We start from the raw sequence: 13,932 nt of genomic DNA on the forward strand, positions 1-13,932 counted from the left end.
GGCAATCAGCCGGGTGATCCGGTCCGCGCGGCAAAGGCAATCGTCCAGGCGGTCGAAGCCAAGGATCCGCCGTTGCGCTTGCTCCTTGGCAAGCAGGCCTTTGAAAACGCCCACAAGAAGATCGCGGAATTGCAGCGTGATTTCGGCGCCTGGGCCGAAGTCACCTTGGGCGCGGATTTTCCGGAGGCTTGATTGCCTTGTGCTGCTACCTCGGGGAATCTTCGCCTTTGAACGGATGAAAGCGAAGATTTCTGATATTAGCTAAGTTAGCTAAGTTGGAGCCATGCCGTTGAGGTCAACATTCGCGCAGCAAAAACGAATTTGTCGAAATTGATCGACGCCGCTTTGTCCGGTGAAGAGGTCATTATTGCCAAAGGAAACAAGCCGGTCGTCAAGCTCGTTGCGATACCGGACAGATTGCAGCGCTCACCCCCGAAATAAGTCTTCTAGCAGGCATGATGGATTGGGCGCACCGCGATCGTTTCGATCGGATGCTTGCGGCGACAGCCATTCATTATGGACTGCCCCTGATATCAGCCGACATCACATTTGATCAGCTGTCGAACCATGATGGCTGGATAGCCCGGTTGTGGTGACGCAATGAAAATGGCCGGCGCAAACCGGCCATTTTCATATTCTCCGAAGCTAGAGCAATTTCCGATCAAACAAACGCAGTTCTGTTTCTCGGATGGCGAGCCAATCCACTTGGAAGGTGGCGAGGCCGACGTTTACCCATAGGACGAGGCCGCCTGACAAAGTGGGTGTCCGCCTCTCGAGTTTATCAAGGGGCGGAAACCCAGCCGTTAGTTTGCCAAAGCAAACCAACCAGCTTTCAAACCCGCTGGTCGAATTATCCGCATTTGGAGAGAAATGCGGTTCGACCAGTGGGCCCGGGCCAAATCCACCGGGCTTTAGCATCGTGCGATGCAAAGGCATCGGCCTCGCCAAACCCCTTGACCTTGTCCGCGTATTCCCTCCGGCAGAACGCGTCTATTTGGTCGGAATTTGCTTTAGATGCAGGTGCAGCACCTGCATTTTACTTTGGCCTCGGCTATGGTCAGAGGCTGTCGCGGCCAGTATTTGCATCGCCGGCCGCCGGCGTGCTTGACCTGATCGGTTGTCAGGCCGGCGTTGCTTAGGATCTGTTAGTCCGTTTCCTGCACAATTGAAGCGAGTTTCAGCTGCGGCCGCTTGCGCACCGTGCTGAGGACTGCTGCCAGGATCGCGGCTGGGCCAATCGCTCGGTATTGTGAGGCAAGATTGTCGGCACGGGCGCTTTCGCGCGGCTTTGCCGTCTGTTGTTTGTTGTTCATGGGTCTGGTCCTGTTAAGCGGGGCCTATTCCCCTTTAGTCTAAGACAGAAGGATTCCCGGTCAATTTGGCCGGAAAAAAGGCACTTTCCGGGAGGATTTTGGGCTATTCGGTTAATTTGGATTAACCATCGCCGAGGCGACAAAAATGCAACACTAAGGTTGCGGTGATGGACGCTTGACGATTGTCGCGCACTCGACCATAAATGCCCGCATGAAAACGTTGCCCGCTACGATTATTATTACCTGTCGGATCATTATCAGCTAGCGCTTTGCTGGCCCGGCCGTTTTCGTCTCAAAACTCAGTCAAAAGATGCGAAACACTCCGGTCAGCAGACCAGCGCGTTGGTATGAACTTGAACATCTGAACCCGCAATTTGAGACAACCGCCATGCCGCATCAATTGAGCCTTTACAACACGCTCACCCGCACGAAAGAGACGTTCGTGCCGATCGACCCGAAAAATGTGCGCATGTATGTCTGCGGCCCGACGGTTTATGACAATGCCCATATCGGCAACGCCCGGCCAGTGATCGTCTTCGACGTGCTGTTCCGTCTGCTGCGCCACGTCTACGGCGAAAATCATGTCACCTATGTGCGCAACATCACGGACGTTGATGACAAGATCAACGCGCGGGCTGCCCGCGACTATCCGGATCTGCCGTTGAACGAGGCGATCCGCAAGGTCACCGAATCGACCAACAAGCAATTCCAGGCGGATGTGGCTGCACTCGGCAATCTGCAACCATCGGATCAACCCCGGGCGACCGAATATATTGCCGAAATGGTGGCCATGATCGATCGCCTCGTCGAACGCGGTGTTGCCTATGTGGCCGATGGCCATGTGCTGTTTTCGCCCTCGGCAATGAATGCCGCCAAGGGGCCGCGCTATGGTCTTCTCGCCCGCCGTTCTGCCGAAGATATGTTGGCCGGTGCGCGCGTCGATGTTGCTTCCTACAAGCGCGACGAGATGGATTTCGTATTGTGGAAGCCATCAAAGCAGGATGAGCCGGGCTGGCAGTCGCCGGCCGGCATTGAAGGGCTGGGGCGTCCCGGCTGGCACATCGAATGCTCGGCCATGTCGATGGCCAAGCTTCTGGACCCATTTGGCGGCGGCTTGCAATGCGACGATCCGATGAAGAACATCTTTGACATTCATGCCGGCGGCATCGATCTGGTGTTTCCGCACCACGAAAACGAGATTGCCCAGTCTTGCTGCGCGCTTGGCACCGACCGCATGGCCAATGTGTGGATGCATAACGGCTTCCTGCAGGTCGAAGGTCAGAAGATGGCAAAGAGCATCGGTAATTTCGTGACGATCCATGAATTGCTGGCGACAAATGTATTTGGCGACCGGAAATGGCCGGGTGAAGTGCTGCGCCTTGCGATGCTGATGACCAACTATCGCGAGCCGATCGATTTCAGCGTGCGGAAACTGGAAGAAGCGGAAAACATCCTCGCCAAAGCCCGTGAATATGTGGGCGATGCCGGGGTCGGCAGCATTCCGGATGTAGCGGTTGAAATCTTGTCCGACGATCTTGCAACACCCAATCTGATCAACTGGCTGGCATCCATCAGGAAATCACGGGTCCTTGATCCAGCCGATTATCGCGCGGTGTTCGGATTGCTCGGTATCGACCTGCGTGCAGAAGCAATTTCGCCTGAACTTGAGAACGAGATCGAAGTCAACATCCGCAATCGTCTATCCCTGCTTGCGGCCAAAAGCTTCGCTGAAGCCGATCGCATCCGCGACGAACTCTTGTCAAAGGGTATCCAGCTGAGGGACGGCAAGGATCCGGCAACGGGCGAACGGGTCACAACCTGGGAGGTGAAGCGATGAGCCTCGACAACAGACCCGTCTACACTGGCGGGTGTCAGTGCGGTGCTATCCGTTTTCGCGTCGAAGGCAAGCTCGGTGACGCATCGATATGCCATTGCCGCATGTGCCAGAAGGCGTTCGGCAATTTCTTTGCGCCGCTAACTTCGGTTAGAGGCACTGATTTTCAATGGACCCGGGGTGAGCCCAAGCGGTTTCAATCCTCCAACCATGTCAAGCGTGGCTTTTGCGGTCATTGCGGAACGCCGCTGACCTATGAGGCGCCGGACGGGATGGCGCTTGCCATTGCTGCCTTCGATCACCCGGAGGAACTGGCCCCGACCATCCAGTGGGGCCTCGAGGGCAAACTGCCATATATCGACGATTTGTCCGCTCTTCCCGGATACAGCTCCGAAGGTGACCCGGAATCGGCAGAATTCCTGAAAACAATGATATCCTATCAGCACCCCGACCATGACACGGATCAGTGGCCGCAAAAGGGGTCGCAGGGGGAGGCGGACAAGTGACCAAGGAACGGATCTATCTCTTCGACACGACATTGCGCGATGGCCAGCAGACGCCGGGCATCGACTTTTCGGTCGAGGACAAGAAGGTTATCGCCGATATGCTGGACGAGTTCGGTTTCGACTACGTCGAGGGCGGCTATCCGGGCGCCAACCCCACAGACACCGCCTTCTTTGCTGAAAAGCGGACGAAACGCGCGAAATTCGCGGCTTTCGGTATGACCAAGCGCGCAGGCGTGTCGACCTCCAACGATCCAGGCCTCGCAGCGCTCATTCGCTCATCGGCCGATACAGTGTGTTTTGTCGGCAAGAGCTGGGATTATCATGTGCGGGTCGCGCTCGGCTGCACCAATGAGGAAAACCTCGAATCCATCGATGCTTCGGTCAGAGCCGCTGTTGAGGCGGGCAAGGAAGCCATTGTCGATTGCGAACACTTCTTTGACGGCTACAAGGCGAACCCGGATTATGCCCTTGCTTGCGCCAAGACCGCCCATGCCGCCGGTGCCCGCTGGATCGTTCTTTGCGACACCAATGGCGGCACGCAGCCAGCGGAAGTCGCGGAGATTGTCCGTAAGGTGACCAGGCATATCCCTGGCGATCATCTCGGCATTCATGCACACAATGATACGGAGCAGGCTGTCGCCAATTCGCTTGCTGCGATCGATGCAGGCGTGCGCCATGTGCAAGGCACGTTGAACGGCATAGGCGAGCGCTGCGGCAACGCCAATCTGATCACGATCATCCCGACGCTGATGCTGAAGCCCGCCTGGGCGGACCGTTTCGAGACCGGGATCAGTCCTGAGAAACTGCAGGGGCTTTCGCGCCTGTCGCGCAGCTTCGACGAATTGCTCAACCGGGCGCCCAATCCGCAGGGTGCTTTCGTCGGCGCCTCGGCGTTTGCCACCAAGGCCGGCATTCACGCCTCGGCGCTCATCAAGGAGCCGGCGACCTACGAGCATGTGCCGCCGGAAACGGTCGGCAATCGACGAAAGGTCATGGTCTCGGACCAGGGCGGCAAATCCAATTTCATCAATGAGCTGGAGCGGCGAGGAATCGAAGTTGCCAAGTCGGATCCGCGCCTCGATACGCTAATTGCGCTGGTCAAGGAGCACGAGGCGGAAGGCTATGCCTATGAAGGCGCGGATGCGAGTTTCGAACTGCTCGCGCGACGCACCCTCGGCACGGTGCCCGAGTTCTTCAAGGTCGATTCCTTCCGTTGCATGGTCGAGCGGCGCTTCGATGCCAATGGCAATGTCAAGACGGTCTCGGAGGCTGTGGTACGCGTCGAGGTTGATGGCGAAACCCGTATGTCGGTTGCGGAAGGTCATGGTCCGGTCAATGCGCTGGATCTTGCGTTGCGCAAGGATTTGGGCCGCTATCAGCACGAGATCGATGATCTGGTGCTGGCAGACTTCAAGGTACGTATCCTCAATGGCGGCACGGCGGCCATCACGCGGGTCCTGATTGAATCGACCGATTCCAGCAATGCGCGCTGGTGGACCGTGGGTGTTTCCGACAACATCATCGATGCTTCATTCCAGGCACTGATGGACTCGGTTGTCTACAAGCTGATGAAAAATCGGGATTTGGCCGGCAAGATTGCCGCTGAATAAGATATTCTCGGCAGAGTTTGCACAAATAACGCTCTATTTGCCGCAAAAAACATCAACCGTCTTGATGGATTGATCAGCCGAATTCAATGGACGGCACACGACGCGAAGAATAGGACTCCGCGTCATGACCGAACAAATCAATCATAGTCCAGCGGTAAGCGCGAGCCTTGTGACCCACGAGACAGCCATTGGCATGTCGGATGGAAGGAAGGGGTTCATCTTCGCGCTCTCGGCTTATCTGCTATGGGGCATTCTGCCGTTCTATTTGAAGCAGGTTGCCTATATGCCGGCGCTTGAAGTGGTTGCGCATCGTATTATCTGGTCGGTTCCGATCGCCGGTGCGCTGCTGTGGTGGCTTGGCCTGTTCGGCGATCTGAAAGTCGCCCTGACCACCCCCCGCATGCTGGCCATGGCAACCCTGACGGCCTCTCTCATCACCCTCAACTGGGGAACATATGTCTGGGCAATTGGTAGTGGCCATGCGATCGACACGGCACTCGGCTACTATATCAACCCGTTGGTGAATGTCGTTCTCGGGGCCATTTTCCTGTCAGAGCGCCTGTCGAAACCGCAGATGGTCGCCGTTGCGCTGGCGGCGTGCGCCGTGATTTTGCTGACGATTTCGTCTGGCGGCCTGCCATGGGTTTCGCTGGTGCTCGCCTTCAGCTTCGGTTTCTACGGCTTTTTCCGCAAAACGCTGCCGATCGGTCCAACGCAGGGCTTCATGCTGGAAGTTCTGCTTTTGTCGATCCCGTCGATCGGCTTCATATTCTGGACGGTATCGCAGGGTACGAGCCATTTCTTCAATGGCAGCGCGCATGACGTCGGACTACTGTTGTTTGCCGGTCCTGCTACAGCCGTGCCGCTCATTCTTTACGCCTTCGGCGCGAAGCTCCTGCGCTATACGACGATCGGCCTGATGCAGTATATCGCGCCGACAATCGTCTTCCTGAGTGCGATCTTCGTATTCGGTGAGCCGTTCTCGCACATCCAGTTCGTTGCCTTTGCCCTGATCTGGTCTGCGCTTGCAATCTATACTTGGTCCATGCTGTACAAAGCCCGGAAGGTGCGGTCGGCGGCAATGGCCTAATTCCGCGTTCCGCCGATCTTGCGGACGAGCAGATACACCATCGCTGAAATCACCAGCGCCACAAAGGCCACGATCCAGAACCCATGCTCGCTGCTGGCGAGTGGCAAACCCCCGGTGTTCATACCAAAGAGGCCGCTTATGACCGTGCTCGGCAGGAGCACTGCAGTCATGACAGACAGGACGTAGAGAAACTGGTTTGATTGGTCCGTCATCTTTGCCATGAGTTCGTCCTGCAGCAGCCTGGCCCGCTGTTGCAGTTGGTCACCTTCTGCGTGCAATGTTGCGGCACGGCGTGAAAGTGCCTCGATCATATCATCCAGATCCTCGGGGAGGGCGCGACGATCCGCGTGATCGATATGCCGGAAGAGACTGGTCGCGGCCGTCAGATAGCGATGAAAAACAACGATCTGACGCCTGACAGGCACCAGCCGTTCACGCTCACCCTGCCAGTTCTCGCCGACGATGTGATCCTCGATTGAATCGAGGGTTTCGGAAAGCTTGGCGATTTCCGCTTTCAGAAGTTCTAGAAAGCGGCGGAAGATCGCATTAAAAAGCGCGATCGGCGATGCGGGCTTGATCTTGCCTCGGCTGATGGATTGGCGAATGTCATCGACGGACTGGAGCGGGTGGCGGCGGCCGCTGATGAAGAGCTCTCCATTGAAGGCAAAGCGCAGATAGCCCAGCTCTCGAGAATCACCATAGTGCTCGTGCTGAAGATCCGGCAATTCACCAAACAGCCATCCATCTTCATAGCTGATCTGGTATTGATCGCCGGAGGAAACAAATGCCTGCCGGATCATCTCCGGCAGGCTATCATCTGTCTCAAGAGAGCGCCGCGCCCGCGCATCGGCGAGGGCGTAGCTTCTCCATACCCACGCGGCACGCGCCGAGGCCTTAACCTGTTGCAGCGCGCCATCCGAGTCAAAGCCATGAATGATGACGAAATCATCATTGTGCAGCTTCTTATCAGCAGATGGGGGATCGGAGGGTGAATTGTCCGCCATGCGATCCCTTCGCTTTGCTATAACCGTTCTATGATAGCTTCGTTGCCTTCCCGGTCGCCTTTTGCGGCGGCATTCAGGATCGCAGGCACGATGTCTTCGGGAGCTTCTACCACAAGCGGATTGACCAAATGTGACGTATGCACGAAGCCTTCTGCCTTCATGTGATCGATAAGAGCCAGCATGGGATTCCAGAAACCATGGATATTGGCAAAGACCATCGGCTTGCGGTGGCGGCCGAGCTGCGCCCAGGTCATGATCTCGACGATTTCCTCCACGGTGCCAATACCGCCGGGCAATGTAACGAAGGCGTCCGAACGCTCGAACATCTTGTGCTTGCGCTCATGCATGTCTTCGGTGACAATCAGCTCTGAAAGCTGGCCAAGCGCGTGTTCGGTGGCTTCCTTGTTCATCAGGAATTTCGGAATTATTCCGGTGACCCTGCCGCCCGCAGACATCACGCCGTCTGCGACAGCACCCATGATGCCCTTGGTGCCGCCGCCATAGACAAGCTCAAGCCCGTGCTCGGCGATAGACTTGCCTAGGAGCTTGCCGCTTTGCTTATAGACCGGATCGCGCCCCGGCGAGGAGCCGCAATAGACACAAATGGATCGAATCTTGCTCATTGGAAGAGTGGTGCCTTGTGCATCGCGAAACGTCAAGTCGCTAGGGCGCTTAACTCAAAAAACTGATTCGAGGACGATGCCCCAGCGATGGACCTGCGTTTTTCCTTAAGCATCCGATTGGATGTGCCTCGGATTAATGCAACGAAAGTTTCATACGCCGACTTTCTTTTGATAAGTCTAAAGAATAGGGCTGAATCTAAAGGGTTTTCTTGTAGCGTGACAGAAAAGGCGCTAGACCAAAAAGAACAATAGGATTGGGGAACAATGTTCGAGAATAAATTTGCGGTTTTGGGCTTTGGTACTGTCGTTGCTGTTGGCCTTGTTGCCGCTTATATGGGTCTCATCCCGAGCCAGCCGAGTTTGGACAAGCCGGTTGCTGCGGTAAATGGTACTGCGCAAACGCAACAGGCTGCGCCTGCGCCCCAACAGCAGGCTTCGACTTCTGAAACTGCGCCGGCACCCTCCGCGAATACATCTCCTGCCGAAACTGCCACGGCAACGCCCGCACCGCAAAGCGAGGCTGCTGCATCGAACGCCCCAAGTTTTGATGTTCTGCGCGTTGAGCCCTCCGGCTCCATTGTCATCGCGGGCAAGGCTGCCAAGAATGCAACCGTCGATCTTCTTTCGGGCGGGGCTGTAATCGGCACGACAAAATCCATGGATAGCGGCGACTTTGTCATTGCCCTGGATAATCCGCTGAAGCCAGGCGACTATCAGCTGGTGTTGCGTTCAACCACGCCGGACGGCACTGCCATGACTTCGCCCGAAACGGCGATTGTCTCCATTCCCGAAGCAAAGACTGGCCAGGTCCTGGCCCTTGTCGAGCAATCCGGCCAGCCGAGCCGCATGATCACCAAGCCGCAGGCGGTCGAGCCTGCTGCGCCAACGCCCGGTCAGACCGAGACTGCCGCCGTCGCGAAGGGTGATAAGCCCGTCGCTGCTCCCGCCGTGAAAGCTCTGATCGCGGTCGAGGCGGTCGAGATTGAAGGCAACAAGATCTTTATCGCCGGTACGGCTGAAGCGGGCTCCGCCGTCAAGGTATACGCCAATTCCGATTTGCTTGGGACGACAAAAACCTCGCCCAATGGCCGGTTCCTGCTGCAAACAGTGCAAGAGTTGGCGGTCGGAGATTACATTATCCGCGCTGATATGTTGGGTAAGGATGGTGTGACGGTTGTTGCGCGTGCTGCTGTTCCATTCAAGCGTGAAGCTGGCGAGCGGGTGTCGGCCGTGGCGCCTGAGACGACTGCAACTCCCGGCGTCGGTACGGATACCTCCACTGGTGCAGTCGCACCGCAGGGGGACGGGCAGGATACGCAAACTGCCGAGGCGCTGAAGAATGTCGACGGCTCCGTCATCATCCGTCGCGGTGACAATCTATGGCGAATTTCCCGCCGGACTTATGGTGCGGGGATGCGCTATACGACGATCTATCTGGCGAACAAGGAGCAAATCCGCAATCCAAACATGATTTTCCCGGGCCAGGTTTTTGCTCTGCCCGACAAGGATAAATCTGCGGTCGAATAGAACATTCGCGCGGCTTTTGGGCTTACCATGGAAAAGCTGCATTCGTTTTTTTCTTGCGTTGGAAAATCATATCGTTTATCGCCGATGAACGATGAAATGCAGCGATCGAGTTGAACTGCCCATATCGGATGCCGACACGGCCCGTATACTTGCCGCGCTCGCTCACCCGGCACGGTTGCGCATTGTTCGTCAACTTGCGTGCCTCGACGCATCGTGTTGCAAGGATATCGTCGCGCAGCTTGATTTGGCGCAATCGACGGTATCGCAGCATCTGAAGATTCTGGTCGATGCCGGTCTTGTTTGCTATCGGCCGTCGGGACAAAGCTCGCACTACAGCATCAATCCGGACGCATTTGCCAATGTCGCCTCGTTCGTCAGCGACATGGCCAGACTTTGCTGTCCGCAACGAGAAATTGTCCGGGAAGCGGCGCAGCCGCAGACCGAAGCCATCCTCAAGGATTAAAAGTGGCCAATAAGACCGTCTCAGCTGACTCTGGAAAGACCCTCCAGACCATTCGCAATCTCTGGCCATACATGTGGCCCGCGGAACGTCCGGATCTAAGGATGCGGGTGGTCTGGGCATCGGTTTACCTGATCATCTCGAAGGTCGTATTGATCCTCGTTCCCTATTTCTTCAAATGGGCAACAAATGCGCTTAACGGCAAATTCGAGCCTTCCCATCTTGTGCCGGCGCTTCTGGTGGGCCCGCTCATGCTTGTGGCTGCCTATAATCTGGCGCGCGTGGTCCAGGCGGGGCTCAATCAGCTGCGCGATGCGCTGTTTGCAAGTGTTGGCCAATATGCCGTGCGAAAACTTGCCTATAAGACCTTCGTCCACATGCATGATCTGTCGCTTCGCTTCCATGTGGAGCGCCGCACTGGCGGTCTCTCTCGCATCATCGAGCGTGGCACCAAGGGCATCGAGACGATCGTTCGCTTTACGATCTTGAATACCGCGCCAACCATTCTTGAATTCCTGATGACTGCCGTCATCTTCGCGTTTACCTATGGTCTGTCATATGTCGCCGTCGTGGTTGTGACGGTCTGGCTCTACACCTGGTTCACGGTCAGGGCCAGTGATTGGCGCATCACCATTCGCCGTGACATGAATGCGTCCGATACCGATGCCAATTCCAAGGCGATCGACTCCCTGCTGAACTTCGAAACAGTCAAATACTTTGGCAATGAGGGAATGGAAGCCAAGCGCTTTGATGCAGCCATGGCCCGCTATGAAGTCTCTGCGACGCGTATCTGGACGTCGCTCGGTTGGCTGAACTTCGGTCAGGCGGTTATCTTCGGGGCGGGCATGGCCGTCATGATGATCATGTCGGGCAGGGAGGTGCTGGCCGGAACGCAGACGCTTGGCGATTTTGTGTTCATCAACGCCATGCTGATGCAGCTGTCCATCCCGCTCAACTTCATTGGCTTTATTTATCGCGAAGTGCGCCAGGGTCTGACCGATATTGAACAAATGTTTGATCTCCTGGACGTAGAACAAGAAGTAACGGACAAGCCGCACGCCAAGCCGCTGGCCATTAATCATGGTTCTGTGCGTTTCGATAATGTGCAGTTCGCCTACGATCCAAGGCGTCCGATCCTGAAAGGCGTCAGCTTCGAAGTGCCAGCAGGGAAGACCGTTGCCATTGTCGGGCCTTCGGGCGCCGGCAAGTCCACGCTTTCACGCCTGCTGTTCCGCTTCTACGACATTCAGAGTGGATCGATCAGCATCGACGGACAGGATATTCGTGAAGTGACGCAAGAGAGCTTGCGTTCCGCCATTGGGATGGTGCCGCAGGATACGGTCCTCTTCAACGACACGATTGCCTATAACATCCGTTATGGCCGCATTAGCGCCACTGAAGAGGAAATGCGCAACGCTGCGGAGCTTGCCCAGATTGGCCCCTTCATCCAGACTTTGCCAGGGGGCTACGACGCCATGGTCGGTGAACGCGGTCTCAAACTATCGGGCGGGGAGAAACAGCGTGTCGCCATTGCAAGGACCATTCTGAAAGCTCCACCGATTCTTATTCTGGATGAAGCCACGTCTGCGCTCGATAGCGCCACTGAGCATGAAATCCAATCTGCGCTTGATCTCGTCTCCCGTAACCGTACGACGCTGGTCATTGCGCACCGCCTATCGACGATCATCGGCGCAGATGAGATCATTGTGCTGAAAGATGGCGTGATCGCCGAACGAGGGACACATTTGAAGCTTCTGGCAAAGAACGGCCTCTATGCCTCCATGTGGAATCGCCAGCGCGAGGCCACCGAAGCCGAGGAGCGTTTGCGCCGTGTACGCGAAGAGGACGACCTTGGCGTGGTCCTGCGAGGAAAGCCCGCTCTACCAGCCTAGAGCTCTTCTCGGTAAATAAGACGCAGTGCTGTTTTGCGGATGGCGAGACACACCACTCTCATGTTCGCCTTTTCAAGTCGCAGGAATAGAAATTCTTTCGCCCGATTTTCTCGGACGTCGTGTTTCGTGTGATTGCGTCCTGGGGAAAGCAGGGGGCACGGTCTATGAACGACGGTGGATCATGCTCGGATACGCGGGTTGGTTACCGCCGGACCTGATGCGTCGCGGAGCTTCCTCAGTCTAGGATGCAGCGTCGGAATGAATCCGGCTGGTAATTCGGGCCAAATCCTGCGGGCTTCGGCTTCGTTTGATGCACACATCGGCCTCGCCAAACGACCTTGTCCACAAATTCCCTCCGGCACAACGCGTCCTATTTACCAAGAAGAGCTCTAAGCGTTGCTTTTCATTGAAAGAAACCTGGAGATCACGCGAATCCGTTCGCGTGAAAGGTTTGCCCAATCCGTTTATCTCCGATAAGTAACGCGCGAAATCCCTTGGAGCGGCTGTCGTTTCATGGAACATGATGTGCTGATGCAACCAGGAACAAACGAATGAGCCTAGTCGATTCCATCCGCAATACCCTGGTACCCATCCATCGGGAAGGTTATCCGTTCATCGCGGGTTTTGCCGGGGCAACGGTGATCCTCGGCTATTTCTGGGAGCCGCTGTTCTGGATCGGGCTGATCCTCACCGCGTGGTGTATTTATTTTTATCGTGACCCGCAGCGCGTGACCCCGACCGATGACAAGCTGGTCATCAGTCCGGCCGACGGCATTGTTTCGGCTGTCGGACCTGCTGTCCCCCCGCGTGAGCTCGGGCTCGGCGACAAGGAAATGACCCGCATTTCGGTCTTCATGAATGTCTTCTCGTGCCACATTAACCGTGCTCCTGTGCGGGGCCGTATTTCGACGATCGTGCACAAGCCAGGCAAGTTCCTCAATGCTGAACTGGACAAGGCGAGTGCCGAGAACGAGCGCAACAGCCTGTTGATTGATAGTCCGAACGGTGGCGTCGCCGTGGTGCAGATTGCCGGCCTCGTTGCCCGGCGCATTGTTTGCTGGGCCGACGAGAATACTGCCATCTCGATCGGCGAGCGGTTTGGATTGATCCGTTTCGGTTCGCGGGTCGACGTCTATCTGCCCGAAGGATTCACGCCGCGTGCCGCGATTGGCCAGACAGCTGTCGGCGGCGAATCCGTGATTGCAGAATTCGGCGGCGAGGCCAGCGCTCCACTCGTTCGCATCAGCTGAGGCATCCCCGAATGATTGACCAGGAAGCCGATCCATTGTTCGACGAAAAGCCACATGTAGCGGGGCCTATCGGGTCGCGCATACCGATGCGGTACCTCGTTCCGAACATCATTACCGTCCTGGCAATCTGCGCCGGGTTGACAGGTATCCGGCTCGCTTTCGAAAACCGCTTTGAACTCGCGGTGTCCATGGTCCTCCTGGCAGCGTTCCTCGACGGCATCGACGGCCGCATAGCTCGCATGATGAAAGGCTCGACCAAGTTCGGCGCCCAGATGGACTCGCTCGCTGATATCGTCAATTTCGGCGTGGCACCGGCATTGGTGCTTTACGCCTATATGCTCGACCAGGCGCGCTCCTTTGGCTGGATCGCGGCGCTTCTATATTGCATCGCGTGTTGCCTGCGCCTTGCGCGCTTCAACGTGATGCTGGACGTGGTCGGCAAACCGCTGTGGCAGAACAATTTCTTCACCGGCGTTCCGGCTCCGGCGGGCGCCATGCTGGTCATGTTGCCGGTCTATCTCGGTTTTCTGGGACTGGCGCCAACACGTACGCTGGCTTTTGCCGCAGCAGCCTACACTGTTGGCGTGGCGAGCCTGATGATTAGCCGCTTGCCCGTCTATAGTGGCAAGGCTGCAGGCACGAAGCTACGCTCCGACTGGGTGATGCCCACCTTCCTGTTTATCGTCGTCTATGTGGCATTCCTGATGAGCTACACGTGGCAGACGCTGACGCTGACGACTATCGCCTTTTTCATCACGCTGCCCTTTAGTGCAAGGGCATGGAAGCGCTTCGAGGCGGCCGACGCAGCTGCCCTTGCAAACGC

The 13,932-nt window shown here is 56.6% G+C and carries 11 protein-coding genes and 4 pseudogenes; 12 read left to right on the forward strand and 3 right to left on the reverse strand.

Going from position 1 to position 13,932, the window contains the following annotated elements:
• The 3 genes and pseudogenes from AAAC48_RS02165 to AAAC48_RS02175 form a co-directional block, all read left to right on the forward strand.
• Window positions 1-192, forward strand: a pseudogene (locus AAAC48_RS02165) (short-chain dehydrogenase/reductase); the annotation flags it as partial.
• Window positions 193-300: 108 nt separating this feature from the next.
• Window positions 301-408 (forward strand): annotated as a pseudogene (locus tag AAAC48_RS02170) (type II toxin-antitoxin system prevent-host-death family antitoxin); the annotation flags it as partial.
• Window positions 409-416: 8 nt separating this feature from the next.
• Window positions 417-596, forward strand: coding sequence for a PIN domain-containing protein (locus AAAC48_RS02175; RefSeq protein ID WP_340652605.1), 180 nt, complete (start codon window positions 417-419; stop codon window positions 594-596).
• 549 nt (window positions 597-1,145) lie between these two features.
• Here the strand turns inward: AAAC48_RS02175 and AAAC48_RS02180 are convergent.
• A complete protein-coding gene (locus tag AAAC48_RS02180; RefSeq protein ID WP_340652596.1) occupies window positions 1,146-1,313 on the reverse strand; it encodes a hypothetical protein in 168 nt (55 codons plus the stop codon).
• Window positions 1,314-1,701: 388 nt separating this feature from the next.
• Here AAAC48_RS02180 and cysS point away from each other — a divergent pair, with 388 nt between their 5' ends.
• The 4 genes from cysS (at window position 1,702) to rarD (ending at window position 6,353) form a co-directional block, all read left to right on the forward strand.
• The gene (gene cysS, locus AAAC48_RS02185) at window positions 1,702-3,150 is read left to right on the forward strand and encodes a cysteine--tRNA ligase (RefSeq protein ID WP_340652597.1); all 1,449 of its coding nucleotides are present in this window, start codon (window positions 1,702-1,704) and stop codon (window positions 3,148-3,150) included.
• Window positions 3,147-3,653, forward strand: a complete 507-nt coding sequence (locus tag AAAC48_RS02190) for a GFA family protein (protein WP_340652598.1) — start codon at window positions 3,147-3,149, stop codon at window positions 3,651-3,653. Before cysS ends, AAAC48_RS02190 begins: the two co-directional genes overlap by 4 nt.
• Entirely contained in the window at window positions 3,650-5,263 is a 1,614-nt protein-coding gene (gene cimA / locus AAAC48_RS02195) for a citramalate synthase (RefSeq protein ID WP_340652599.1), read from the forward strand. Before AAAC48_RS02190 ends, cimA begins: the two co-directional genes overlap by 4 nt.
• A 124-nt stretch (window positions 5,264-5,387) precedes the next feature.
• On the forward strand, window positions 5,388-6,353 hold the full coding sequence (gene rarD / locus AAAC48_RS02200; RefSeq protein ID WP_340652600.1) for an EamA family transporter RarD: 966 nt from the start codon (window positions 5,388-5,390) through the stop codon (window positions 6,351-6,353).
• On the opposite strand, the gene AAAC48_RS02205 is transcribed toward rarD, so the two are convergent.
• Complete coding sequence (locus AAAC48_RS02205) at window positions 6,350-7,357, reverse strand: CorA family divalent cation transporter (protein ID WP_340652601.1); 1,008 nt, start codon at window positions 7,355-7,357, stop codon at window positions 6,350-6,352. The genes rarD and AAAC48_RS02205 overlap by 4 nt on opposite strands.
• Window positions 7,358-7,374: 17 nt before the next feature.
• On the reverse strand, window positions 7,375-7,980 hold the full coding sequence (locus AAAC48_RS02210) for a TIGR00730 family Rossman fold protein (RefSeq protein WP_340652602.1): 606 nt from the start codon (window positions 7,978-7,980) through the stop codon (window positions 7,375-7,377).
• Between the two features lie 264 nt (window positions 7,981-8,244).
• Between AAAC48_RS02210 and AAAC48_RS02215 the strand changes: the two genes are divergently transcribed.
• From AAAC48_RS02215 to pssA, 5 genes and pseudogenes are all read left to right on the forward strand, one after another.
• Entirely contained in the window at window positions 8,245-9,507 is a 1,263-nt protein-coding gene (locus tag AAAC48_RS02215) for a LysM peptidoglycan-binding domain-containing protein (protein WP_340652603.1), read from the forward strand.
• Between the two features lie 91 nt (window positions 9,508-9,598).
• Window positions 9,599-9,970 carry a metalloregulator ArsR/SmtB family transcription factor gene (locus AAAC48_RS02220; protein WP_340652604.1) on the forward strand — a complete coding sequence of 124 codons (372 nt, stop codon included), beginning with the start codon at window positions 9,599-9,601 and terminating at the stop codon, window positions 9,968-9,970.
• Between the two features lie 71 nt (window positions 9,971-10,041).
• On the forward strand, window positions 10,042-11,859 hold the full coding sequence (locus AAAC48_RS02225) for an ABC transporter ATP-binding protein/permease (RefSeq protein WP_340652606.1): 1,818 nt from the start codon (window positions 10,042-10,044) through the stop codon (window positions 11,857-11,859).
• Between the two features lie 548 nt (window positions 11,860-12,407).
• Window positions 12,408-13,109 (forward strand): annotated as a pseudogene (locus AAAC48_RS02230) (phosphatidylserine decarboxylase); the annotation flags it as partial.
• A 74-nt stretch (window positions 13,110-13,183) separates the two neighbouring features.
• Window positions 13,184-13,932 (forward strand): annotated as a pseudogene (pssA, locus tag AAAC48_RS02235) (CDP-diacylglycerol--serine O-phosphatidyltransferase); the annotation flags it as partial.

This window comes from Phyllobacterium sp., from assembly GCF_037994405.1.
GTDB lineage: Bacteria > Pseudomonadota > Alphaproteobacteria > Rhizobiales > Rhizobiaceae > Phyllobacterium.